Raw genomic sequence first — 24,078 nt, 5'->3', positions numbered from 1 at the left:
AATTCCGCGTCGGTGTGCACCAAGCGTATTTTGTCAATGAGGCTCCGCCAGTTTGCCTTCCAGATTGGTAGTGCCATGGTTTACAGACTGTTTTCCGGTCCCGCAAAGCGTTTAACGAAAGCTGGAGGCAGTGCCTGCACCAGGTCAGAAGCAAATTGCTTTTGAAGTTGGTAGGCGTTGGCGTTGTTAGGGTCAATCGACGATATGCGAACCAGCATGCCATCGGGAATGTAGCCCTGCCGCCCATATTGCATTTCGCCTAGCTTCTTGTTGATTCCGCCTCTGAATACGGTCTCTCCGACCATGGTCCAGTAGGTCACCGGCTCGGCGCGGTTGCCGAGTCGTGTTTCTATGCGCGTAATGGCAACATTGCGTTGGGGCAGAGGCAGCATGTCGGTGTGTTTGCCCAGCAAGGTGAATCCCTGCGCCGGGTAACAAACTTCCGGCTGATGGAGTTGGAGAGAATCGCGCTGGTCGCGTCCATAGGCGATGGCCAGCATGATGCGGTAGCCTTTGGCGTTGACATAGGTGCGGCTGAGTGTCTCGGTGTAAATCTCGTCGATGAGTTTTTGCCGGGAGGGATCAACAATCTGTGCCGCTTGATTGGTCAGTTCTTTCCAGTCGCCAAAGGCGGAGGGGACCACAGCGTCGAGATGTATCGGGGCAAGCTTGTCCGCCAGTAGTATCGTGGGCGTAAAACGCCATGCGGCGACAGCGGCCAAAACCATGAGGGTGAGCATGGCCCATTGAGCGCGGTTGATCAGCGATGTCATGCGAGGCTGCCTTGCGAACGTTGGCGGTAGTTCTCGACGCTTTGCAATAGGCTGTCGAGGCCGAAGATCAACAAGAGTGCGCTCAAGAACAGAACCATACCGGCGAAGCCATGCAGAAAGCCTTGGCCGGCTTCGTCGCCAAAGTGGTACGTGATCAAGATTAGTGTGATGACGCGGATGACATTGGCGGTAAATGAGATGGGAACGATGAGGATGGCGAGGCCGACGTTGCGGAAGCCGGAGTCGCGGTGGACGATGTTGAGGTAGAGCAGGCCTAAAGCTTCCAGGGTGAGCAAGGTGTGCAGCCCTGCGCAGGCGTCGGCAACCAACAGCATGTATTGTCCAATTTGTAAGGTGACGCCAGTGCGGGCAATGGGGTAGCCCACGGCGTAGAGGATTTGCTCAGCAGCATAGGAGACTGCCATCTTCATGGGCATGGTGACGGTGTCCACAATGGGACTCGGCAGTGGCACCATGAACAGCATGAAGAACAGCGAAAACCACTGTGCCTTCAGAGATTTCGGTCCGCGCAGTATCAGTACGATACCTATCAGTAACCAGATGAGAGAGCCTATTTCAAACAGCAGAATTCCTTGAGATCGTCCAATGACGTACAAGGCCAGGGCTATTGCAAAGAACAGCCAACCCCATGGTGTTGGGCTGTCTTGGTGGCGCTGGGCTTCCATATCGGGCCATTTGCGATAAATAAGCCAACAAGCGATGCCCAGGACCACGGGTCCGTGCATTTGTTCGTCTTGTGACCATATACCGCGGAATAGTCCTGCCAAGCTGGGCAGGTAGAGCGCTACCAAACCGGCGACGACAGGTAGCCAGCCAAGCAGTTTCTGACCCATGCCAAACTTGGCATGGTGTGGGCCGTGCAAGCTCACGCGTCGTTCAACACGGAACCGACTAACGCCACACCACCTTCTTGCAGCCGCCGCGCAAGTTGCACTGCTTGGGGAAGCATGCTTTGGTTTTTGCGGGCAACCATCAATGCAGCTCCGGCGCGGGATGCGATGATTTCTGCATCTGCAAAATCTTCACTTGACGGGGTGTCGACGATGATGATGTCAAATTGGACGCTGGCGATCTTGAGTAAGTCACCAAATGCCGCGCGCCCCAACAACTCCTGCGGGTTGGGTGGGACGGCTCCGGACGATAAGATGGCCAAACCCGGCAAGCCGGGGACCAGTTGTGCCACTTCCAGGCCGGCACGGCCTGCTAGTACGCCTGAAAGGCCGGCATTCTTGCCCAGCTTGAACATGCCATGTTGACCACGGCCTGGTTGTGAGCGCAAATCACCGTCAATCAGGAGTGTGCGCTGCCCTTGCTGTGCGAACACCACGGCTAAGTTGCCTGCCAAAAAACTTTTGCCATCGGAGCGACCCGCGCTAACTACTGCCAGTACTTTGTGCGATGGGTCGGTACCAAACCAGCGCAGCATGAGTTGGCTACGTACTGCGCGGAGATTTTCCCCAACGCGGCTGAAGGGTTTGTAGGCGGCAACGAGATCAGGGCTAAGGCTAAGGTCGGTGTCGCTGAGATAGGAATAGTCAAATTGCTTGGAGAGCGCAAAGTCGATGTCGTCTTTGGTAAGTACTTTGAGCGCAATGGCGGCTTCGCCAAATTGGACATTGTCTTTTTGTTGGCGTTGCGCAACGCGCACTGCGTCTTCAGAGCTCAGTCGGCCCGTGGCGACAAGGATGTCGCCAATGGAGCGAGATGAGCCATTGGTGCGTGGCACGGGGGAGTTCATCGGTTAGCTCCTGAGGGGCTGTGGGCTAGCTTCAACATGCCGGAGGCAGAGCTGATAGAGCCAAGCACGGGAAGTTCAAGTGCTTCCACCAAATCTTCAATGGATCGCACACGGCGGTTGGCGAGTTCCAGTACCAGAGCCAAGCCAATGCCCAAAAAAGTGCCCAAGAATACGGAGACCAGCACATTGATCAAGACTTTGGGCTTGGATGACGACGTTGGCGCCGACGCCGAGTTCAGAACTGCTATGTTGGTCTGTGTTGTCTGGCTTTCAATATTGGTTTGCGATGCGCGCTGGCTAACCAATTCAAACGAACGCTGCGCAGACTCAATGTCGCGGCGCAATACGTTCAGTTCGTCACGCTGCTTATTCAGCACGAGCACGCGGGCTTTTTGAGCGGCAAGTGAGCTTTGCAATTGGGCTTCACGCTGCTTGCTGACCTGATAGGCAGTGTCAATAGAGGAAGTGATCTTCTTGGTTTCAGTGTCCAGCTGTGCTTTGAGTGTTGCGAGTTCAGATTCCGCACGAATCGTTTGTGGGTGGTTCTTTCCCAGGTTGACATTGCTGTCGTTGAGTTTGCCTTCTAGTCGCGCAATGTCTGCCTTGAGCCCATTGATCAGTGGACTTTGCATGACATCGGCAATCGTGTCGGACTTGGAGCTTTGTCGCTTGCTCTGGCTGTCTGTGGTTTGGCCTTGTACGCTCGTCAATTGGCTGCTGGTTTCATTCAATTTTGCGGTCTCAAAGTCCATGCGTTCATCGGTGGATGTGATGCCGTTTTTCTGTTGGTAGTCCGACAGGGATTGCTGGGCTTTTTCTAGTTTCTCGCGAGCTGCCTTGGTTTGGTCTTCAAAGAAAGTTGCATATTGGCGGGCAGGGGCAACACGCAAATCCAGGTTGACATCGATATAGGCTTGCGCGAAGGCGTTGGCAACAGCCGCTACGAACTGGGGGTCAGTGCCGGTGTAGTTGATGTTGATGACGTTGCTTTCGCGCGAGGGGCGCACGTCCAGGTTGCGCTGGAGCAGATTTGCGAGCCAGTCGGTGATGTTGCCTTGGCCTTGCGTGGCGTCACGCCACTGGGCTTGGACTGCGGGGCTTGCATCCATCTTGAGCAGTTTTACGACCGCGGTTGCAACTCTGTCGCTGTTGATGATGTCGACTTGGGTGGCCATGTAGCCCGGCGCCATCATGCCTTGCATCAGTAGGCCGCTTACCAAGTCAGGTGACTTGACATCTACGACTACTGCGGCGCTGGCTGTGTATTGCTTTGGCAAGATCAAGCTGACGGTGAGTGCCGCCAGTACGGTGATAACCAGTACTGCAAAAGCGGTTTTGTACCGCGCCCGTAGGATGAGGAGAAACTGCTGAATGGTCATGATTAGAAGATGCTTTCTTTGACGTAGAGCACATCGTTCGGGAGCACAGGGTCGGTCAATTGCGGTTCGATTTGTTGGACGCGGCCATCCGGCAATTTGCGGTTGAGGCGCAGCCGCTTTTCGCTGCCGCGTGCAGTCGGCCCACCGCCTTGGGCCAGTGCTTGCATGACGGTCATGTCGCGCTCGATACGGTACGAACCAGGGCGTTGTGCTTCACCGTAAATGAAGAACATGGGTGCACGATGCACGTAAATGGTGTCACCGCCTTGGAGCAACAGGTTGTCTTGAGATTTATCGTTCAGGAATATGGACGGAATGTCAATTTCCTTACGGAAAATTTTTCCATTTCGTACGCCGGTAACAATGGCGATGTCATCTCCTGTGGGCGTAGCACCGCCAGCGTTGGCCAGCATGTCGCTGAGTCGGGTGTTCACGGTTTCAAGGGGGAAGCGTCCAGGGCGAGCCACTTGGCCAAGCACTGACACTTGATTGCCGCGAATTTGAATGAGCGTAATGTTGACTTGTGGCTTTTGGATGAAGCCGCCGCTTTGCAGCGCGTCAGCGATCTTCTTCTCGGATACCGCAACAGACAAACCACCTATCTCCACTGCACCAATCAGAGGATAGGTGATGCTACCGCTCTCGGAAACACGCGTTTCAATGGTGAGGTCTGGGTTTTGAAATACCTGCACACGGATGGTGTCTCCCGCGCCGAGCGGGTAGTCTGCTTTGCCCTGAGCGTGCGCAGCCATGCTGCATAGGCACAACAGCGTGGTGATCAACAAATGGAGAAGTCGGTTGAATTTCATAGAGGCAATCAAGGGAAGTGCTGTTCCGGCTCACTTGAGTCCAGCAACACCTTTTTCGATGGTGGATTTGGAGGGCGAATCAGTCGTTGAGCTGTTTTCGTCTGGCTTGGAAAAGTCACCCATGTAGGTTATTTGGGTGCTGCTACGCAGTTGTTTGATGTTGGCCGTGACCGCTTCCCCGGCACGTTGGTTCATCAAGAATTGTTCAATGCGGGGCAGTGCAGCTTCCTGAGGAATAGGGGCTGATTGGGATGAGACCACGCGCAGCAAGGTGAGGTTTTGTGGGGTTTCGATCAATGTGCTTTGCCCGTCTTTGAGTGCGTGGATGCGAGGCAAGATTTCCAGCGGTATTTGCTCGGCCGCGCGCGTGGCCGAGCCACCACCAAACTGGATATTTTTGGACTTGAGCAGGCTGGCAGTGTCTTCAATAGGTTTGCCTGCCGCTGCGAGCGGTCGCAGTTGTTCGGCCAGCCCCGGCGCATTGGGCACCACAATTTCTTGGACGTTGTACACACGGCGTTCACTGAAAAGTTGGGGGTGTTCAATGAAGTATTTCTTTGTCTCTTCTTCTGTGGGTTTGGAGACGTTGCTGGTGATTTGCTGAATGTAGGCACGAGCCAAAATGTCACGGCGTGCTGCTTCGATTTGTGCGACTACTTCTGGCGAACGCTGAAGCTTGTTCTCAGTAGCTTGGTCTACCGCAAGCTGTTGATCAATCAATTTTTCCAGCACCTCGCGCCCCATTTTCTGCACGGTTTCTTGATTTGCGCCATTTGTACTGGTGCGGCTGAGAACTTGGTTGATCTGGTGTACCGAGATTTCTTCAGAGCCGACTTTGGCGGCTACTTGGGTGGCAATTTTCTTGTCTTCTTTGTTGCCGCATGCGGCAAGAGCGAATACCAACGCGATTGTCAAAAGCGTGGCAGAAAAGCGTGTGGGCGTGGTAGTCATGGTGTTAGGTGATCAATAGTTGAGTTGGGCTGTGAGGAACAAGACGGTGCTCTCATAGTCCAGGCCTGCTTGGTTGGAGCCACGCGTTGCGCTTTGCAGTCCCGCGCTGAGCGCGATTTTTTGATGCGGAGCCCAGTCAATTGACAGGCTGGTGTCGCGCGTAATGTCACTGCGGTCGCTGCTGGTGGCGCCAGAGGGAGCGCCAAGATAGCTGCGTTGCGCCCAGTCGTGTCGCAACCGAACGCTGGCTTTGGGGCTGAATTGCCAGAGCGGACCGATGCTGAATTTGTCGGTTTGGCTGTAATTCGTGTTAGCCGTGGCGTATGCATCTAGTGTGTGGCTAAAGCCAATGAACACTGACGATTTGCCACTTAGAGCCCAGTTCAGGTTTGCTCCTGTGTTGAATCCGTTGTAATCGCGTTGGCTGTAGTTGGGGTGGGTACGGTTAATGTGTGTTCCATAAATTTCTGCGACGCTGCCACCGCCAATAACCCAACGGAGCCGCAAGTCGTTGTCGATTTGTTTGAAACTGTCATCAAACTGCCCGGTGTTGGGAATAGTGCGATTCAGATAGTTGCCGTTGCCAATGCGGGCTTGATATGTGATGCTGCTGCCTGACGCAAAAGCGTAGCGAAGACCGCCATCTGCAGAGGTGTAGGCGTAGTCGCCACCAGCAGTAAGAGCTTGCTGATTGGACTGGCGTGTGGTGCTGGCACCAGCGAGTGCTCGCCACGGACCATCTAGCTCGTATAGTGTGTCCAGCCGGGTTGTTGTGTCTACTCGCAGGTTACGTTGGGTGTAGCCTTGGTAGTCGCTGAAGCTGTTGAGTGTTTCTTTGCGGTCCGAGGTGAAATTCCCCGTCCAGCGTGGGGTGAGTGCCCAACGCCATGCCGCAGAGTAGTTGCTGGCGGTGAAGCTTAGGTAGTTAAAGTTTTGGTACCTGTAGTCCACCAAGCTCAAATCAAACTCAAATTTCTGCAGGCTTTGTTGGGTATTAAAACCAATGCCCAAGGTGGTTACGCCGATGTTTTCAGCCTTGCTGCCTTGGCCGGTCAATGCCTGAACATTTGCGTTTGAGGGAAGACGAAACAAGTTGCTATCGGTTTGCACGGTATAGCCAGCGCTCAAAGTCAGAGGAGACTCCTGGGCCATAGCGGTTCCTGCTGCCAGGGTGAGCAGCGCTATTGGGAGGCATTGAGAGTGGAAAAAACACATGCTCAGTAGGCCTGCTGGTCTTTTGCGACCAAACGCACGGTCTTGAGGATGATATGAATGTCCAGTCGCAGCGACCAATTGCGCAAATAGTCGAGGTCGTAGTCGATACGCCCTTGCATTTTGTCCAACGTTTCTGTCTCGCCTCGGTAGCCATTCACTTGAGCCCAGCCGGTAATGCCTGGCTTGACTTTGTGGCGCACCATGTAGCCTTTGATGAGCTTGCGATACAGCTCGTTATGGGCCACGGCATGGGGGCGGGGGCCTACGATGCTCATACGGCCCTGCAGCACGTTGATGAACTGCGGGAGTTCATCCAGCGAGGTCCTGCGTAAGATCGCCCCAAGCGGGGTGATGCGGCTGTCATTCTTTTTGGCCTGAGTAACTACGCCACCGTCTTCAGTGACGGTCATGGATCGGAATTTGTAGACCAGGATTTCCTCGCCATCGAGCCCGTACCGTCGTTGCTTGAAAATAATGGGTCCAGGAGACCCCAGTTTCACGGCGACGGCGATTACGACCAAGATAGGCGCGATCATCAGCAGGATGAGGATCGAAAAAACGATGTCGCTCATACGCTTGACGACGCCGTCGAAGCCTCTGAAGGGGGTTTCGCACACCGAAATGACTGGCATGCCACACACGGAGCTAGGGTGACCTTGGATCAAATCAGTAACAAACATGTCTGGCACAAAGTAGATCGATGCTGTCGTGTCCTTGAGCTCGTCCAGAATTTGTAGGATGCGTGGCTGAGAGGCCATTGGCAAGGACAAATAGATGATCTGTATGCGGCTGTGCTGGGCGATATGAGCCAGCTCACTGATTTTCCCAAGCAAGGTATGGCTTGGGGTTGTGTTCAGCCTCTCGGTGTTTCGACTGTCGATAAAGCCTGCGAACTCTATGCGTGAATACTTTGAGTTTTGGAGTTTTGTGGCCAAGGCTAAGCCTTGTTCATTCATGCCTACGATCAATGCGCGCTGCTTATGGCCTTGGAGTTTGAGCACCCACGGTGCGGCAAGCTGCAGGCCCAAGCTGGCCACTATCTCGGTGGCGGGGGCCGCCCATAGCCATGTGGTCAAGGCATTCAGGGAAAACTCTTTGATGTAGCCCGTGGCGTAGCCCGTAACACCTAGAAGCCCCGCAATCCATACCCAGTTGCTGAAGATGTCTATGAGTACCGCTCCGAAAGTATTTTGTAGTCTGGATTCGCCGGGAAATGTGAGTGCAAAAGTCAATACTGCGAGCAGCAGATACGCGGGTAGTATCTCGCCCTCAAAGTAGTAGGCGGTTGCCCACAAAGATGTGATCAGCGCACCCGGACAGATAGCAGACTCAAATAGGCTTAGCAAATTGTCTTTGCCAAGCGTGGGATGCTCAGCGCTTCGGTTGAGCGCTGCGGCGGAAAGTGTCACGTGGGCCTTAGGCATGGTTCACCCAAGCTCGAAATTTACCCACCGCTTGCGCACGGTTGGATACGTCCAGTTTCTTGAAAACACGTTGCATGTGGTTTTTGACTGTGAAGGTGCTGATTTCCAGAATGCTGCCGATTTCTGGATTGGTTTTCCCCAATGCCACCCACTTCAGAATTTCTGCCTCCCGGTCAGTGAGATCGTGCTCAATGCTCAGGAGTCCATTTTTTGCAGATGCCTGCGATTGCAGTTGTGCTTGGTGGGGCAGGTGCTCCACCTGGCGTAGAGCCGTATCAATGTAGGGGAGCACCATGGACATGGCTCCTCGCTCCACCTCGGTGAAGATGTCTTTGACGCTGAAGGCAACGTAGAGACAATCGTGACTCCCTCGCTCATCCCGAATGCCATGCACCGTGGCAGAGCGCATTTTTTGCAATGCCCCCCCCAAAGCACTTTTCAGGCCAGAGTCGTTCAATAGAAACCCGCTTTCGCCCGCATTCAGGCTGAAAGGTTTGTTCCCGAATTCAGCCCAGCGGTTGAACAGCGTCACCAACAGGGGGGTGATGGCAGGCGCATGCGACACGTGAGAACGCACACCCGCCATGGCGGAAATGACGTCATGTTGCACCGCTCCGCTGGAGAAGTCTCCCCAGGCGGCTATCAAGATGTCGTGTGGCAGATAGCGTTGCATATCACCTTGCAACCAAATGAGCACATCAAAATGGCTGCGCACCTCCACAGAATGTGTCACAACCCGGTGGTAGTGGTGGAGGTCCTCGGTAGAGAGCGAGGGAAGGAACAGCATGGAGGGTAGGTACGCAGGTATTAGGGTTAACGCTGATAGGCAGGCCAGTGCGCGATGATAAGGATGTGACGACTATGTGCCCATCCCCCAAACGGGTGAATTTGTTCCAAATAGTACGAAGCAGAAGGCAAATGTGAACAAATGCACATTTGTTCACAGTGTTACAAAAGGAAATCCCCTCTTTCCCGCTTTGGTAACAGACTGACAAAAAGGGCTATTGCGTGGCGTATGAGGGCGCGATGAGATTGCATCCTTGTGACGGAGGCTGGCGCTGTTTTTGCATGTTCGTTACACATGAGTACGAGGTTGTAGTCCATATGGACTAGGGGGTAACCAGTACACTCGGCCGGCGTAAAAATATGGGAGTGACTGCATGATCTTCGTGACTGGCGGTGCGGGCTACATTGGTTCACACACGTGCGTGGAATTGCTGAATGCGGGGATGAACGTCACTGTGTATGACAACTTCTCCAATAGCGAGGCAGAGGCCATCGAGCGGGTGCGACGCATTACCGGAAAGGCTGTACAAGTGATCCAAGGTGACATACGCGATCGCGTTGGCCTGGAACAGGCTTTGCGCCAATCTGGTGCGAAGGCTGTCGTGCATTTTGCGGGTTTGAAAGCAGTGGGTGAGTCGGAAGCCGTCCCGCTCACTTACTACGACAACAATGTGGTTGGCACCCTGCGCCTACTGGAAGCCATGCAGGCCTGTGGCGTTAAAAACTTGGTGTTTAGTTCGTCTGCGACGGTTTACGGTGTGCCCGAGAACCTGCCGTACACCGAGGATCACCGCCTGTCCGCGACCAACACATATGGCACCACCAAGTTGGTCATTGAGAACATGTTGCGGGACTTGCACCGTAGCGACGCGACTTGGCGGATCGCTGTGTTGCGGTACTTCAACCCCGTGGGTGCCCACCCCACCGGCCTGATGGGGGAAGACCCTCAAGGAGTGCCCAACAACCTGATGCCTTATGTGGCACAAGTGGCTGTGGGGCGTCGGACCCATCTGAGCGTATGGGGTAACGATTACCCCACGCCAGATGGAACCGGGGTACGGGATTACATCCATGTTGTGGATTTGGCTATCGGACACGTCAAGGCAATTCAGTACTTGGAGGGGCACTCGGGTTGTGAGGCAATCAACCTCGGGGCTGGTGTCGGAAGCAGCGTGCTGGACTTGGTGCAGGCTTTTGAAGCGGCAAGCGGCAAATCCATTCCCTATGAAATAGGCCCCCGCAGAGCGGGTGATCTAGATGCGTATTGGGCGGATGCTTCCCGGGCGGTCGAACTGCTGGGGTGGCGGGCAGAGCGGAGCCTTGCCCAAATGTGTGAAGACACATGGAGATGGCAAGAAATGAATCCAAATGGATATAAGGGAGGAAATTAAATGGCAAAAGGAATGATTCTGGCGGCGGGTCAAGGAACCCGGGTGCGTCCACTGACGCGCGACTTGCCCAAGCCCATGGTGCCCATTCTGGGCAAGCCGGTGATGGAGTACTTGATCGAGCACCTGGCGCGCCATGGCATCAAAGAAATCATGGTGAATGTGGCTTACCACCACCAGCGCATCGAAGAGTACTTTGGCGACGGGCATCGTTGGGGGGTGGAAATCGGTTACTCCTATGAGGGAGTGCGGGAGCATGGGGATATCCTCCCCCGTCCTTTGGGCTCAGCAGGGGGCATGCGCCACATTCAGGATTTCAGCGGTTTCTTTGACGACACCACATTGGTGCTGTGCGGCGATGCGTTGATTGATCTTGATATCACGGCCGCATTGGCAGAGCACAAAGCCAAAGGCGCTTTGGCCAGTGTGGTGGCGCTGGAGGTGCCATTGGAAGAAGTGTCTTCCTATGGCATGGTGGTGGCAGATGCTGATGGGCGCATTCAGTCTTTCCAGGAAAAACCCAAACCCGAAGAGGCTAAATCCACGCTGGCCAGCACAGGCATTTACATCTTTGAACCTGCGGTGCTGGACAAGGTGCCCGCGGGCAAGGTGTACGACATCGGCTCTCAGTTGTTCCCCCAGCTGGCAGATGAAAAGCTGCCCTTCTTTGTGCAAAACCGCCCCTTCAATTGGCTGGACATTGGCCGGGTGAGTGACTATTGGTCGGTGCTGCAGAGAGTGTTGAAGGGCGAAATCGACTACATGCGCATGCCGGGTAGGGAAGTGAAGCCGGGTGTGTGGGTGGGTTTGAATACACAAATCCCTTGGGACCAAGTGAAGATTGAAGGGCCGGTGTATATCGGCTCCAGTGTGAAGATTGAGCCTGGAGCGACTATCATCGGCCCCGCGTGGATTGGGCATGGTAGCGTGGTCAGAACGGGCGCGCGCATTACGCGCGGGGTGTTGTTTGAATACACGCGTATTCCAGCCGACATGCACTTTTTCGAGATGATCGTGTCGCGTCACTATTGCGTAAATCGCCATGGTGAGACGCTGTACCGTGGGGATGACACGGCGCGATTGCGTTGGGGTGACGCGCGCGCGTGATAGAACGCTATTTAACTTTCTGAGGGATTAGTATGCTGATTCAGCCGGTCGTGCTGTCAGGTGGATCCGGAACCCGCTTGTGGCCCCTGTCCCGCGAAAAGTATCCCAAGCAGTTGTTGCCCTTGATCGGAGATGACTCGTTGCTGCAAGCGACGGTACGTCGTGTAGAGGGCATTGCGGGCGTTGAATTGGCTGCACCCCTGGTGGTGTGCAACGAGGAATACCGCTTCGTGATAGCGGAGCAGCTGCGGCTGATGGGAAAGCCCGGCACGGTGGTGCTGGAGCCCGCTGGTAGAAATACGGCCCCAGCCCTCACCATTGCTGCGCGAGCAGCTATGAAAAACGGAGCAGATCCTGTGCTGTTGGTCATGCCGGCAGACCATGTAATCGTGGACACCCAGGCCTTCCAGGATGTGGTTCGCAAAGGCGCGGCCTTGGCGAATGATGGCGTGGTAGTGACCTTCGGCATTACTCCGGATGCACCCGAGACTGGCTACGGCTATATCCAGTCAGGGGAGAGCTTTGGCAGTGACGGGGCCAAGCGGATTGCCCGTTTCGTGGAAAAACCCAATGTGGAGACCGCGCAGGCCTATTTGGACGAGGGGAGCTATTCCTGGAACAGTGGACTGTTCATGATGCGCGCGTCAGTGTGGTTAGCGGCTTTGGAGGCTTGCCGACCTGATATTGCCGCAGCTTGCGAAACTGCCTGGACACAAGGCAGTGCGGATGGCGAGTTTGTGCGGGTGGGCAAGGATGCATTCAGCCAGTGCCCCAGCGATTCCATCGATTACGCGGTGATGGAACGGATCGCGGCTGGCCAAAACGCCAGCTTGCCTGTGGGGGTGGTGATTCCACTGTCTGCCGGGTGGTCGGATGTGGGCGCCTGGGAGGCGTTGTGGAATGTATTGCCCAAAGATGCTGAGGGCAATGTGGCGCAGGGTGACGTGTTGATGCAAGACAGTCGCAACACCCTGGCTTTGTCGGAAGGGCGTTTGATCGCCTGCGTGGGCGTGGACGATTTGATTGTGGTGGAGACCGCCGATGCAATTTTGGTGGCTCACAAGAACAAGACGCAGGATGTGAAGAAGATTGTGGATCGCCTGAAGAGTGCTGGTCGTAGCGAGGGACAGATACATCGTAAGGTTTTCCGGCCCTGGGGCTGGTACGACAGTGTGGACTCGGGTGAGCGCTTTCAGGTCAAACGCATTGTGGTCAAACCCGGTGCAGCTCTGTCGCTGCAGATGCACCACCACCGGGCAGAGCACTGGATTGTGGTCAGCGGTACCGCCAAAGTGACGCAGGGTGAGAAAACCTTCCTGCTCTCTGAAAACGAATCAACCTACATCCCGCTTGGCACCACGCACCGCCTGCAGAACCCTGGGAAAGTGGAGCTGGAGATGATTGAAGTCCAGTCCGGCAGTTATTTAGGCGAAGACGACATTGTTCGTTTTGAAGATGTCTACGGCCGGTAGGTTTGCTAGGCCATAACGTGACTTACCGCACAGATTTCTGTCCTGGGTAGTCCCTTCGGGCTATAGAGTGCTTTTACAAAAAGTTTCACAATAAAACTGTGAAAGCGGTTTTATCAATGGGCTTGGCCAGTGCCAAGGTATTTAAACAAAGGGAATATATGAAAATTAAGTCAGTTCTTGCTGCTGTTGCAATTGCAGCGGCCAGTGTTAGCAGTTTTGCCGGCAATTACTCTACGAGCTTTGACTCCGACGGTTTTGCCAACATTTTCAAGCGGTATGCCGCCAATACCGGTACCAGCTTCAACGACACTTGGTCTTTTACCGGTGTAACTGCCGGTACTTACGACATTCAAGGTGATCTGAGTGGTACCAATGTGTCCTTCAGTTCTGTCGTGTTGGACGGACATTCCTGGGATTTGTTTGCTTCTGGCACTGCATTTCGTTTTGCAAGCGTGACATTCACTGGTACACAGCCTGTGTTGCTGAGCGTTGCCGGAACTAAGTCTGGTTCTGCTATCAGCAACTACACCGGTAGCGTGACGGTGACTGCAGTACCAGAACCCGAAACCTACGCCATGCTGTTGGCTGGTTTGGGCTTGATGGGCGGTATCGCTCGCCGCCGTAAGCAAGCTGCAAAAGCGTAATTCATACGCTTAGCAAAAAGGGCTTGTCGAAAGACAAGCCCTTTTTTCATGGGAAATCGGGATCGAACCATGCAAATATGGTCGGGGTGAGAGGATTCGAACCTCCGGCCTCTACGTCCCGAACGTAGCGCTCTACCAGGCTAAGCTACACCCCGTGGTGTGGGCTTCTAGGAACCCGAAAAATCAATGATCTCGCTCTAGCAATTGGGTCGCTAATTGTAGCAAGCAGTCTGTATGTGCTGACGCTGGAAGCCGTTGTGCGGCGGCGACGGCGCGTTGTGCTTCGGCATAGGCCGCTTCGCGCGCTACGTCCAAAGCTCCCGTCTTCTTGACGATGGCGATGACCTGCTCCAGCATGCTCAGTTCGCCGGTTTCGATGGCGGTTTGGATGGCGAGGCGTTCTGCTGGGGTGCCGCGCTGCATGGCGGCTATCAGCGGCAGCGTGGTCTTGCCTTCACGCAAGTCGTCGCCCAGGTTTTTACCCATCACCGCTGCGTCCCCGGTGTAGTCCAGTACGTCGTCGATTACTTGGAACGCGGTGCCCAGGGCTTGACCGAATTCCGCACAGGCCTCTTCCTGAACTGCGCTGGCTCCCGACAAAATGGCGCCTACGCGGGCGCTGGCTTCGAACAGCTTGGCGGTCTTGGAGCGAATGACCTGCAGGTAGCCCGCTTCGTCCAGCGCGGCGTTGTGCATGTTCATCAACTGCAGCACCTCGCCTTCGGCAATCACATTGGTGGCATCCGCCAACACTTGCATGATGCGCATGCTTTGCGCTTCCACCATCATCTGGAATGCACGCGAATATAAAAAGTCACCCACCAGCACGCTGGCCGGATTGCCAAATTTGGCGTTGGCGGTGGCGTGGCCGCGGCGCAGTGCGGAGTCGTCTACGACGTCATCGTGCAAAAGTGTGGCGGTGTGAATGAATTCCACCACTGCGGCCAAGTTGTAGCGTTGCTCGCCCTGGTAGCCCAGCGCACCACAGCACAGCAGCAGTAGGGCGGGGCGCAGGCGCTTGCCGCCGGCCGCGATAATGTATTGGGAAACGCTGCCGACCAGAGGCACACCAGAGTCCAACCTCTGGGCAATGACCCTGTCCACATGACGCATGTCCTGTTCGACGATGGAGAGCCCCGTCGATGAGCCGGGAATAGTGACTTGCAAGGCGATGACCGGTTTGTTATCCCGTCATTATAGGAAGCCCTCCACCGCGCTTTTGGCGGTCAGGGCCGGGGGTTGGACAAATTTGCCAAAATGGTATACTCCAAGGCTCTGTAAAAATTCTTTTGCAGAATTCCTAGTCGAAGAGGTCAACATGTACGCGGTCATAAAAACCGGCGGTAAGCAATATCGCGTTGCTGCCGGCGAAAAAATTAAAGTAGAACAGATTGCTGCGGACGTAGGCCAAGAGATTGTGTTTGATCAGGTTCTGGCGGTCGGAAACGGCGCTGAATTGAAGGTTGGCACACCCTTGGTGTCCGGTGCGACCGTTACGGTCACAGTAATTTCTCATGGCAAGCACGACAAAGTGCGCATTTTCAAAATGCGTCGTCGTAAGCACTACCAGAAACGTCAAGGGCATCGCCAGCAGTTCACTGAACTGCAAATCGGCGCGATTTCCGCATAAGGGGCACAGGTCATGGCACAGAAAAAAGGCGGCGGCTCTACGCGAAACGGGCGCGATTCCAAGCCCAAGATGCTCGGTGTGAAGGCCTTCGGCGGTGAGTTGATCAGCGCTGGCTCCATCATCGTGCGCCAACGTGGAACCAAGTTCCACCCCGGCAACAACGTCGGTATCGGCGTGGATCACACCCTGTTTGCACTGGTAGACGGCCACGTGTCGTTCGCCGTCAAGGGCGCGCTGAACAAGCACACAGTGAGCGTGACCGCAGCGTAATCTGCCCATGCTCCCCGAGAAACCCTGCGCCCTTTGCGCGGGGTTTTTCATTTCTAACCTCGGTACATGCCATGAAGTTTGTTGACGAAGCCTACATTGATATCTCCGCGGGAGATGGTGGCGCTGGCTGCGTCTCTTTCCGGCATGAGAAGTACAAGGAATTCGGTGGCCCCAATGGCGGGGATGGCGGCCGCGGGGGTCACGTCTACGCAGTTGCGGACATCAACCTCAATACCTTGGTGGACTACCGCTTTGCGCGCCGCTACGACGCCAAGCGTGGCGAGCACGGCATGGGCTCAGACATGTTTGGGGCTGCGGGTGATGACATCACGCTCAAGATGCCCGTGGGCACCATCATTACGGATGCTGAAACCGGCGAAGTACTGTTTGAACTGCTGACCCCGGGCGAGGTGATCACCATCGCCAAGGGCGGCGACGGCGGCTTTGGCAATATGCGCTTCAAAAGCGCGATCAACCGTGCGCCACGCCAGAAAACACCGGGCTGGCCCGGTGAGAAGCGCAACCTCAAGCTCGAACTCAAGGTATTGGCCGATGTGGGCCTGCTGGGCATGCCCAACGCGGGCAAGTCCACTTTCATTTCCGCCGTTTCCAATGCACGTCCCCGCATTGCGGACTATCCGTTTACCACCCTGCACCCCAATCTGGGTGTGGTGCGCGTGGGGCCTGAACAAAGCTTCGTAGTCGCCGACTTGCCCGGTCTGATTGAAGGCGCCGCCGAGGGTGCGGGTCTGGGCCACCAGTTTTTACGCCATTTGCAGCGCACCCGTTTGCTGTTGCACGTGGTGGACATGGCTCCGTTTGACGAAGGCGTGGATACGGTGGCGCAGGCCAAGGCCATCGTCAACGAACTCAAGAAGTACGACGAAAACCTGTACAAAAAACCACGTTGGCTGGTGCTGAACAAGCTCGACATGGTGCCCGGCGACGAACGTCCTGCGCTGATCAAGGATTTTGTCAAACGCTACAAATTCAAGGGCCCAGTGTTTGAAATCTCTGCTTTGACGCGCGAAGGCTGCGAGCCGCTGATCAAAGAAATCTACAAGCACGTCAAAGCCCAGCAATTGGCGGAACAGCCGCATGTGGAAGTGGATCCTCGCTTTACCGCTGGTTCTGCTGATTCCTCCGATACTCCTGCTTCCTAAAGCACTATCAATTTCGTAGCTGCTTGCGCAGTGAATTCAAGGGCTACAGGCCAAAATGACCCAGAAGTTCAGTTCTCCTGTATTGCGTGACGCGCGGCGTGTGGTGGTCAAGGTGGGCTCCAGCTTGGTGACCAACGAGGGGCGCGGACTGGATGAGCAGGCAATTGGAGAGTGGTGCCGGCAACTGGCGCACTTGATCCGCGATGGGCGTGAAGTCATCATGGTGTCCAGTGGCGCGATTGCCGAAGGTATGAAGCGCCTGGGCTGGGTGAATCGCCCCAAAGCCATCCATGAGTTGCAAGCGGCCGCTGCGGTTGGCCAAATGGGCCTGGCCCAGATGTACGAGACCAAGTTACGCGCCAACGGCCTGGGCAGCGCCCAGGTGCTGCTGACCCATGCCGACCTGGCGGATCGCGAGCGCTACCTCAATGCCCGGTCCACCCTGCTGACTTTGTTGAAGCTGGGCGTGGTACCGGTGATCAACGAAAACGACACGGTGGTCAACGACGAAATCAAATTCGGCGACAACGACACCTTGGGGGCCTTGGTTGCCAACCTGGTGGAAGCCGATGCGCTGGTGATCCTGACAGATCAAAAGGGTCTGTACACCGCCGATCCGCGCAAGGACCCAGCGGCCGAATTTGTGCACGAAGCGAAGGCAGGCGACCCCGCGCTGGAGCTGATGGCTGGCGGCGCTGGTTCTTCCATAGGCCGTGGTGGCATGTTGACCAAAATCCTGGCGGCCAAGCGCGCTGCGGGTTCAGGCGCGTCTACTGTGATTGCTTGGGGCCGTGAGACCGATGCTTTGATGCGTTTGACGCAGGGCGATGCGATTGGCACCTTGCTCATTGCGCAAACCAAAAAGAGCCAGGCCCGCAAGCAGTGGATGGCGGACCATCTGCAGTTGCGTGGTGCAGTGGTGGTCGACGCGGGTGCAGCCATCAAAGTGCGCGATGAGGGCAAGAGCCTGCTGCCGATTGGTATGGTCCAAGTCGACGGTGATTTCTCGCGCGGTGACGTAATCGCGGTACGCGACGATGCCGGACTGGAGATCGCGCGTGGCTTGGCCAATTATTCCAGTTCGGAGGCCCGATTGCTTTGCCGCAAGGCCTCGTCAGAATTTGAGCGCCTGCTAGGCTATGCGGCAGAGCCGGAAATGCTGCACCGGGACAACTTGGTGCTGACGCGCTGAGGCTTGCTCAGTTGTAAAAGACTTGGTTGCTCTGACCCGGTTTGATGCCGGTTTGCAGTGCCTTGATGATTTCAGATTTGCTACTGGCCACTCTGGACTGGCATGCCGCTTGCCGAGCGAACGCGTAGGCATGCTTGGACGGAAGGTTGTCATTGACCGGCTTCCATGCAGGCTCAGATACCAGGGACCATTCCCCACTAGATCCTGCGCGGGCGTAAGTTTTCACTTCGTCGCTGACACAGCGAATGCCTTCGTACACGGCATTCGTTGTTCCTGTGCGATTGGTCATCACGGCCACATAACGCACGATGCCATCGTTGCCAACCAAAATGGTGGAAGGATCTATGGACACCTTTACGGAGACGTAGTGAGGCATTTCCAATGCCAAGACTTTGGTAGTGGAGTAGGCAGGTGGAGGGGGCTCTTTCTCCTCCACCCAGTCCGGGTTGTCCAACGTATTTTGTGCACTGACAACACTAGCGAACCAGTACAGCGCTAGTGCGACGCCTTTTTTAGTGATAAATCCCTTAGTCATGGTGCGTAGGCAGGTTGGTGCCGGGGTCGGGTTCAAAGGATGCGCCAGGGGGCAATTCCATGGTCGGTGGTGCCAGGTGGTCGGGGGCGGATTCATCCATCTCCCGCGACCGATGGCCATGGCGCAAAAAGCGGTTGCGTGGCTCGTGCCGCGGCAAGTAGCGCGCCAGTTCGGTCAACGCCATTTCATAGACGCCGCGTTTGAACTCGACGACCGCGTCCAGCGGCACCCAGTAGTCGTTCCAGCGCCAAGCGTCGAACTCTGGATGGTCGGTGGCACGCAGGTTCAAATCCCAGTCGTGCCCCACGAGTTGGAGCAAAAACCAGATCTGCTTTTGGCCTTTGTAGTGACCGCGTGCGTCACGTCGGATGTACCGGTCTGGCACCTCGTAGCGCAACCAGTCTCGGGTACGGGCCACAATGCTCACGTGCTCCGGCTGGAGCCCCACTTCCTCGTGCAATTCGCGGAACATGGCCTGCTCGGGAGTTTCGCCCCGGTCAATGCCGCCCTGCGGAAACTGCCACGAATGGGTACGTATGCGCTTGCCCCAAAATACCTGATTTTTCTGGTTGAGCAGGACGATGCCGACATTGGGCCGAAATCCGTCCCGGTCGAGCATAATCAAACCCCAATTTTTAAACTTCGTTCATTATGCACAGCGAATGCAGTGCATCAAGCGCAGAACGCCTCCGTCGTCAGCGAGTTCCCCCATGAAAGCCTCCCAATTCCTTATCTCCACCCTCAAAGACGCGCCTGCGGACGCCGAGGTGGTCAGTCACAAACTCATGATGCGCGCGGGCATGATCAAGAAGCTGGGCGCTGGCATTTACAACTACATGCCCATGGGGCTGCGCGTCATCCGCAAGGTAGAAGCCATCGTGCGGGAAGAAATGAACCGCGCTGGCGCCGTGGAGCTGACCATGCCCGTGGTGCAACCGGCCGAGCTCTGGCAGGAAACCGGTCGCTTTGACAAGATGGGCCCCGAGCTGTTGCGCATCAAGGACCGCCATGACCGTGATTTCGTCATCCAGCCCACCAGTGAAGAGGTGGTGACCGACATCGCGCGCCAGGAAATCAAGAGCTACAAGCAGCTGCCCAAAAACCTGTACCAGATCCAGACCAAGTTCCGCGACGAACGCCGTCCTCGCTTTGGCCTGATGCGTGGCCGCGAATTCATCATGAAGGACGCCTACAGCTTCGACCGCGACCAGGACGCGGCCAAGGCCAGCTACCAGGTCATGGCTGCTGCCTACCGCAAGATCTTTGACCGCTTTGGCCTGCGCTACCGCGCGGTGGCCGCCGACAGTGGCGCCATTGGTGGAGATCTGAGCGAAGAGTTCCAGGTGATTGCCGCCACGGGCGAAGACGCCATCGTTTATTGCCCGGACAGCGAATACGCGGCCAATATGGAGAAGGCAGAGGCTTTAGCCCCTACAGCCCCCAGAGCTGCTGCGCAAGCCGCTATGAAAAGGGTAGCAACGCCGGGCAAGAGCACTTGTGAGGATGTGGCCACCTATTTGAATTTGCCTTTGGCGCAGTCGCTCAAGTCCTTGGTGGTCGCGACGGATGTGCGCGACGACAAGGGTGCGGTGGTGAAATCCCAGGTCTGGCTGCTGCTGATCCGTGGCGACCGCAGCATGAACGAGGTCAAGGTTGGCAAGCTCCCCGGCTTGGCAGACTTCCGCTTTGCCACACTCGCTGAAATTGATGAGCACTTTGGTTGCGAGCCCGGCTATCTCGGTCCGGTGGGCTTGAAGAAGCCGCTCAAAGTGATTGCGGACCGCGAAGTGGCGTTGATGGCAGACATGGTCTGCGGCGCCAATGAGGTGGACTACCACTTGAGCGGCGTCAACTGGGGCCGTGACTTGCCCGAGCCTGACTTGGTGGCGGACCTGCGCAATGTGGTGGCGGGCGATGCTTCGCCCGACGGCAAGGGTGTGCTGGCGATCGAGCGTGGCATCGAGGTGGGCCATGTGTTCTACCTGGGCACCAAGTACAGCAAGGCGATGAACGCCACCTTCCTCGGTGAAAACGGCAAGCCCCAGTTCATGGAAATGGGTTGCTACGGCATCGGCATCACGCGCCTGCCCGCTGCGGCCATTGAACAGAACCACGACGACAAGGGCATCATCTGGCCCGACGCGTTGGCGCCCTTCACCGTGGTGCTGTGCCCCATCAGCCCCGACCGGTTTGCCGACGTGAAGGCCGCGGCCGACACGCTGTATGCCGAACTGCTGGCCGCCGGTGTGGACGTGATCCTGGACGACCGCAATGAGCGCCCTGGCGCGATGTTTGCCGACTGGGAACTGATTGGCGTGCCGCACCGCGTGACGATTGGCGACCGCGCCCTGAAAGAAGGCGTGGTGGAGTACCAGCACCGCCGTGATACTGAGGCAACCAAGGTGCCGGTGGCGGAGATTGCCGGCTTGCTGTTGTCACGCCTGAAGGCATGACGCCAGACCTGGTCGAGCCACCGGTTTCAAGGCGAATTGGCCTGCAGCGCTTGTTGGCGCTGTGCGGGGTGCTCTCATTTGCGGAGCAAGCGCAGGCCGGTGCACAGGTGGAGGAGCCTTTGGCCGACGCCGTGCGCACGGCGTTGAGCGCGGCCATTGCCAATACCGCGCCGCCCGAGCCGGTGTTTGCCGACACCGAGTCTCGCCTCAAGTACCTGCGCTGGCTCGGTGCCATGAGCGAGCGGCTCAAGAAGAAAAAGCCCGACTGGCAGACCCGCAAGGACTTTCTGCAAACCGTCTGGTACGAGAGCAAGCGCGCGGGGCTGGATGTGTCCCTGGTGCTGGGCCTGATCCAGGTGGAAAGCAACTTTCGCAAATTTGCAGTGAGTAGTGTGGGTGCCCGTGGCTACATGCAGGTCATGCCGTTCTGGACACGCGTGCTTGGCGATGGCGACGCGGGCAAGCTGTTCCACATGGGCACCAACCTGCGCTTTGGCTGCGTGATCCTGCGCCACTACCTGGACCGTGAGCGTGGTGACGTGTTCATGGCGCTGGGCCGCTACAACGGCTCACGCGGCAAAGCGCCGTACCCCAACGCCGTGCTGGGCGCCAAACGGCTGTGGGACTTTGCCGGTTAAGCGCCGCGTGGCACCTACTGCAAAAATCCAATCTTGCTTTTGCCCGTGCTGGCCTTGGGCAGGTCGTCGCTGCGAATTTCTTCGCTGCCCGCCAGGCGCGCATTGCCAAAGCCCGTCATCAGCGCGCGGCGCATTTCCCGGGGTGCGAGTTCGGCTAGCTGGTCCAGCACATCGCTGTGCGGCTCGGCGCCAAAGTGGCGGCCCCAATCGTGTTCGCCCCGAATGCTTTGGTACAGGTTGCGCGCAATTGCGCGGGCCTGCTCCGGCGTGGGCGGGTCAATCTCAAACACATTCATGCGGTTCAAGATCGGGTCTGGAATCGCGCGTGCATCGTTGGCCGTGGTGATCCAGATCACCTGGCTGGCGTCGATGGCGACTTCCGCGAATTCGTCGGTAAAGCTGCCCGCCGTGTCGTGTTCCAGCAGGCTGTAGAGCGCGCCCAGCGGGTCGTACTGCGCGTCGCAGGCCGCCTTGTCGATCTCGTCCACCACGATCACCGGGTTGGCGTACTGGCCATCCACCAGCGTCTCGAACACCTTGCCGGGTTTGGCGCCCTTCCATTGGGAGGATGACCCGGACAGCAGCCAGCCCGCGGTCATGGAGCTCATGGGCACCAGGTTCATGCCGGTGCCCAGCAGCTGGGCCAGTTTCTTGGCAAAGTGGGTTTTGCCAATGCCGGGGTTGCCCAGCAGCAGGATGGGGGTGACTTCCAGCCCGTCCTGGCAGTCATGGCTGAGTGCCACGTGCCGTTTGACGTCGTCGAGCACGTTGGTGAAGTTAGGCAACTGGGCGTAGAGCTCGCCCATGTCGGGGATGCCGGAGGGTTTGACCTGGAAGCGTTCGGGGCCACGCTCCAGCATGCGCTGGTAGGTGCTGCGCAGGTTTTCGTATTCGCGGTCGGGGAGTTTGGCCAGCTTGCGCTCCACGTCGTCGGGGGCGAAGACGTTGCGCATGTTGGCTATCGGCAGGCGAAAGCCGGGGGCATGGGGAACGAGACTGCGGGAATCCATAAAGTACTCCTTGTCAACAAACCACGCATTCATTAAAGCATGGGCTGTGCCAGCCCAAAGCCTTCGAACAGCCTTGTTAGGTACTGTTTTTTCGGGTTCAGGCGGGTGGGTGCTCTGCGCCGTTCGTGTCCCCCGGCCCGTGAGGGGCCTCCTCCTTGACCTCACTGTGCAGAACACCCCACCCACCTGAACCACACGGTCAGCGCTCGCTCACGCGCAGCTACCAAGCCGCAGGTCCGGGGTGAGTGCCAAAGCGAAGTCAAGGAGGAGGCCGTAGGCCGGGGGACATGAGCGGCGGCACTCACCCCGGGCCTGTGGCGGGCGCCAACAACGAACGGCGCAAAACAAAAAGCCACCCGAAGGTGGCTGTTCAACAGCGCAGAAAAAGATCAGGCCGCAGGAGTCCCAATGACCTGTTGCAGCTCACCGTTCTCATACATCTCCATCATGATGTCCGAGCCGCCGATGAACTCGCCCTTGATGTAGAGCTGGGGAATCGTGGGCCAACTGCTGTATTCCTTGATGCCCTGGCGGATACCGTCGTCTTCCAGCACGTTCACGGTCTTCACCGTCTTGGTATCCACGCCGCAGGCCTTGAGGATCTGGATGGCGCGGCCGGAGAAACCGCACTGGGGAAAACTGGCCGTGCCCTTCATGAAGAGCAGGATGTCGTTGGATTTGACGAGATCGTCAATGCGTTGCTGTGCGTCGCTCATGGTGCAGTTTCCTGAGAATAGATACCCCCGATTATTTCACCTTCGCTGGCCCCGGTGCGTGGGGTGACGTACAAGGCGCGCAGCGGGCAGGGCTTTTTCGGAATTTTTCGGATAATAGGGGCCATGAACATCACCAAAAACACCGCAGTCACACTGCAATTCAAAGTCTCCGACACCACCGGCAAACTGCTGGACCAAAGCCAGGAGCCCATTTCTTACCTGCACGGCGGCTACGGCAACACCTTCCCCAAGATTGAGGAAGCGCTGGAAGGCCAGGGCGTAGGCTTTGCCGCCACCATTGAACTGCAGCCCGCTGACGCCTTTGGTGACTACAACGAAGCCCTGCTGCAAACCATCCCCAAAACCCAGTTTCCCCCCGGTGTGAAGGTGGGCGGCCAGCTCGAAGGCCGTGCCGAAGATGGCAACACCATCGTCTTCACCGTGACCAAGATCAAGGGTCCCGTGGTGCACCTGGATGGCAACCACCCGCACGCCGGCAAGGCCCTGCGCTTTGCGGTGAAGGTGCTGGAAGTGCGCGCCGCCAGCGAAGAGGAAATCGCCCACGGCCACGTGCACGGCGCCCACGGCCATCACCACTGATTGCCTGATATCCCCGTTGATAAGCTGAATATTGCTGATATTTAAAAATATACGCCATATTCAGCTCCGTTGATGGCGATGTGAGCACACATTCGCAATCGACTGCCCCCTCTGTGGGCCTACGATACAAGGAACTTAAACCTGTATCGGCCCCAGAGGAGACG

25 protein-coding genes and 1 tRNA gene are annotated in these 24,078 nt (G+C 56.8%); 11 read left to right on the top strand and 15 right to left on the bottom strand.

The annotated features are described in order from the left end of the window. Window positions 1-80: 80 nt before the first annotated feature. From epsI to epsA, 9 genes are read right to left on the bottom strand one after another with little or no spacing between them, the layout of a single operon-like run. Window positions 81-773 (bottom strand): exosortase-associated protein EpsI, B-type, encoded by a 693-nt coding sequence (gene epsI / locus J2X15_RS04480; protein ID WP_310339828.1) that lies wholly within the window; start codon window positions 771-773, stop codon window positions 81-83. Beyond that, window positions 770-1,627, bottom strand: coding sequence for an exosortase B (gene xrtB, locus J2X15_RS04475; protein WP_310339826.1), 858 nt, complete (start codon window positions 1,625-1,627; stop codon window positions 770-772). Before xrtB ends, epsI begins: the two co-directional genes overlap by 4 nt. A 32-nt stretch (window positions 1,628-1,659) precedes the next feature. Then, window positions 1,660-2,532 carry a chain length determinant protein tyrosine kinase EpsG gene (gene epsG, locus J2X15_RS04470; protein ID WP_310339825.1) on the bottom strand — a complete coding sequence of 291 codons (873 nt, stop codon included), beginning with the start codon at window positions 2,530-2,532 and terminating at the stop codon, window positions 1,660-1,662. Continuing rightward, window positions 2,529-3,911: a chain length determinant protein EpsF gene (epsF, locus tag J2X15_RS04465; protein ID WP_310339824.1), complete on the bottom strand. Its 1,383-nt coding sequence runs from the start codon at window positions 3,909-3,911 to the stop codon at window positions 2,529-2,531. The genes epsG and epsF overlap by 4 nt, the downstream gene beginning before the upstream one ends. Window positions 3,912-3,913: 2 nt before the next feature. Next, window positions 3,914-4,720, bottom strand: a complete 807-nt coding sequence (gene epsE / locus J2X15_RS04460; protein ID WP_310339822.1) for a polysaccharide export protein EpsE — start codon at window positions 4,718-4,720, stop codon at window positions 3,914-3,916. A gap of 30 nt (window positions 4,721-4,750) precedes the next feature. Then, window positions 4,751-5,671, bottom strand: coding sequence for an EpsD family peptidyl-prolyl cis-trans isomerase (locus J2X15_RS04455; protein ID WP_310339821.1), 921 nt, complete (start codon window positions 5,669-5,671; stop codon window positions 4,751-4,753). 12 nt (window positions 5,672-5,683) lie between these two features. Continuing rightward, entirely contained in the window at window positions 5,684-6,886 is a 1,203-nt protein-coding gene (gene epsL, locus J2X15_RS04450; RefSeq protein WP_409034250.1) for an XrtB/PEP-CTERM-associated polysaccharide biosynthesis outer membrane protein EpsL, read from the bottom strand. A 2-nt stretch (window positions 6,887-6,888) separates the two neighbouring features. After that, entirely contained in the window at window positions 6,889-8,310 is a 1,422-nt protein-coding gene (locus J2X15_RS04445; protein WP_310339819.1) for an undecaprenyl-phosphate glucose phosphotransferase, read from the bottom strand. After that, window positions 8,303-9,097, bottom strand: a complete 795-nt coding sequence (gene epsA, locus J2X15_RS04440) for an XrtB/PEP-CTERM-associated transcriptional regulator EpsA (protein ID WP_310339817.1) — start codon at window positions 9,095-9,097, stop codon at window positions 8,303-8,305. The genes J2X15_RS04445 and epsA overlap by 8 nt, the downstream gene beginning before the upstream one ends. Window positions 9,098-9,470: 373 nt before the next feature. Between epsA and galE the strand changes: the two genes are divergently transcribed. The 4 genes from galE to J2X15_RS04420 all read left to right on the top strand — a co-directional run bounded on the left by galE (window position 9,471) and on the right by J2X15_RS04420 (window position 13,707). Then, window positions 9,471-10,487 (top strand): UDP-glucose 4-epimerase GalE, encoded by a 1,017-nt coding sequence (galE, locus tag J2X15_RS04435; protein WP_310339815.1) that lies wholly within the window; start codon window positions 9,471-9,473, stop codon window positions 10,485-10,487. Further along, window positions 10,488-11,591 carry a nucleotidyltransferase family protein gene (locus J2X15_RS04430; RefSeq protein WP_310339814.1) on the top strand — a complete coding sequence of 368 codons (1,104 nt, stop codon included), beginning with the start codon at window positions 10,488-10,490 and terminating at the stop codon, window positions 11,589-11,591. 32 nt (window positions 11,592-11,623) lie between these two features. Next, a complete protein-coding gene (locus J2X15_RS04425; RefSeq protein WP_310339813.1) occupies window positions 11,624-13,063 on the top strand; it encodes a mannose-1-phosphate guanylyltransferase/mannose-6-phosphate isomerase in 1,440 nt (479 codons plus the stop codon). A gap of 98 nt (window positions 13,064-13,161) precedes the next feature. Continuing rightward, window positions 13,162-13,707: an FxDxF family PEP-CTERM protein gene (locus tag J2X15_RS04420; RefSeq protein ID WP_310339812.1), complete on the top strand. Its 546-nt coding sequence runs from the start codon at window positions 13,162-13,164 to the stop codon at window positions 13,705-13,707. Between the two features lie 78 nt (window positions 13,708-13,785). Here J2X15_RS04420 and J2X15_RS04415 read toward each other — a convergent pair. Together J2X15_RS04415 and J2X15_RS04410 are read right to left on the bottom strand one after the other, a co-directional pair. Further along, a tRNA-Pro gene (locus J2X15_RS04415) sits at window positions 13,786-13,862 on the bottom strand. Between the two features lie 28 nt (window positions 13,863-13,890). Next, complete coding sequence (locus J2X15_RS04410; protein WP_310341202.1) at window positions 13,891-14,820, bottom strand: polyprenyl synthetase family protein; 930 nt, start codon at window positions 14,818-14,820, stop codon at window positions 13,891-13,893. 205 nt (window positions 14,821-15,025) lie between these two features. Between J2X15_RS04410 and rplU the strand changes: the two genes are divergently transcribed. The 4 genes from rplU to proB all read left to right on the top strand — a co-directional run bounded on the left by rplU (window position 15,026) and on the right by proB (window position 17,962). Then, the gene (rplU, locus tag J2X15_RS04405) at window positions 15,026-15,337 is read left to right on the top strand and encodes a 50S ribosomal protein L21 (protein WP_310339810.1); all 312 of its coding nucleotides are present in this window, start codon (window positions 15,026-15,028) and stop codon (window positions 15,335-15,337) included. Window positions 15,338-15,349: 12 nt separating this feature from the next. Continuing rightward, window positions 15,350-15,607: a 50S ribosomal protein L27 gene (gene rpmA, locus J2X15_RS04400; RefSeq protein ID WP_310339809.1), complete on the top strand. Its 258-nt coding sequence runs from the start codon at window positions 15,350-15,352 to the stop codon at window positions 15,605-15,607. Window positions 15,608-15,678: 71 nt separating this feature from the next. Next, window positions 15,679-16,770, top strand: a complete 1,092-nt coding sequence (gene cgtA, locus J2X15_RS04395; RefSeq protein WP_310339807.1) for an Obg family GTPase CgtA — start codon at window positions 15,679-15,681, stop codon at window positions 16,768-16,770. 55 nt (window positions 16,771-16,825) lie between these two features. Further along, entirely contained in the window at window positions 16,826-17,962 is a 1,137-nt protein-coding gene (proB, locus tag J2X15_RS04390; protein WP_310339805.1) for a glutamate 5-kinase, read from the top strand. Window positions 17,963-17,969: 7 nt separating this feature from the next. On the opposite strand, the gene J2X15_RS04385 is transcribed toward proB, so the two are convergent. After that, entirely contained in the window at window positions 17,970-18,497 is a 528-nt protein-coding gene (locus J2X15_RS04385) for a CNP1-like family protein (protein ID WP_310339804.1), read from the bottom strand. Then, window positions 18,490-19,116, bottom strand: a complete 627-nt coding sequence (locus J2X15_RS04380) for an RNA pyrophosphohydrolase (protein ID WP_310339803.1) — start codon at window positions 19,114-19,116, stop codon at window positions 18,490-18,492. The genes J2X15_RS04385 and J2X15_RS04380 overlap by 8 nt, the downstream gene beginning before the upstream one ends. Window positions 19,117-19,207: 91 nt before the next feature. Here J2X15_RS04380 and J2X15_RS04375 point away from each other — a divergent pair, with 91 nt between their 5' ends. Both J2X15_RS04375 and J2X15_RS04370 read left to right on the top strand, forming a co-directional pair. Next, window positions 19,208-20,950: a proline--tRNA ligase gene (locus J2X15_RS04375; protein ID WP_310339802.1), complete on the top strand. Its 1,743-nt coding sequence runs from the start codon at window positions 19,208-19,210 to the stop codon at window positions 20,948-20,950. After that, window positions 20,947-21,588: a lytic transglycosylase domain-containing protein gene (locus tag J2X15_RS04370; RefSeq protein ID WP_310339801.1), complete on the top strand. Its 642-nt coding sequence runs from the start codon at window positions 20,947-20,949 to the stop codon at window positions 21,586-21,588. The genes J2X15_RS04375 and J2X15_RS04370 overlap by 4 nt, the downstream gene beginning before the upstream one ends. Window positions 21,589-21,602: 14 nt before the next feature. Here J2X15_RS04370 and J2X15_RS04365 read toward each other — a convergent pair whose 3' ends face one another. Both J2X15_RS04365 and grxD read right to left on the bottom strand, forming a co-directional pair. Next, window positions 21,603-22,598 (bottom strand): AAA family ATPase, encoded by a 996-nt coding sequence (locus tag J2X15_RS04365; RefSeq protein ID WP_310339800.1) that lies wholly within the window; start codon window positions 22,596-22,598, stop codon window positions 21,603-21,605. Window positions 22,599-22,987: 389 nt separating this feature from the next. Next, a complete protein-coding gene (gene grxD, locus J2X15_RS04360; protein WP_310339798.1) occupies window positions 22,988-23,314 on the bottom strand; it encodes a Grx4 family monothiol glutaredoxin in 327 nt (108 codons plus the stop codon). A 123-nt stretch (window positions 23,315-23,437) separates the two neighbouring features. On the opposite strand from grxD, the gene J2X15_RS04355 reads away from it, so the two are divergent. Beyond that, window positions 23,438-23,914 carry an FKBP-type peptidyl-prolyl cis-trans isomerase gene (locus J2X15_RS04355; protein ID WP_310339797.1) on the top strand — a complete coding sequence of 159 codons (477 nt, stop codon included), beginning with the start codon at window positions 23,438-23,440 and terminating at the stop codon, window positions 23,912-23,914. Window positions 23,915-24,078: the final 164 nt, after the last annotated feature.

Source organism: Rhodoferax saidenbachensis, assembly GCF_031457975.1.
Lineage (GTDB): Bacteria > Pseudomonadota > Gammaproteobacteria > Burkholderiales > Burkholderiaceae_C > Allorhodoferax > Allorhodoferax saidenbachensis_A.
This window is presented reverse-complemented; position numbering and strand designations above follow the sequence as displayed.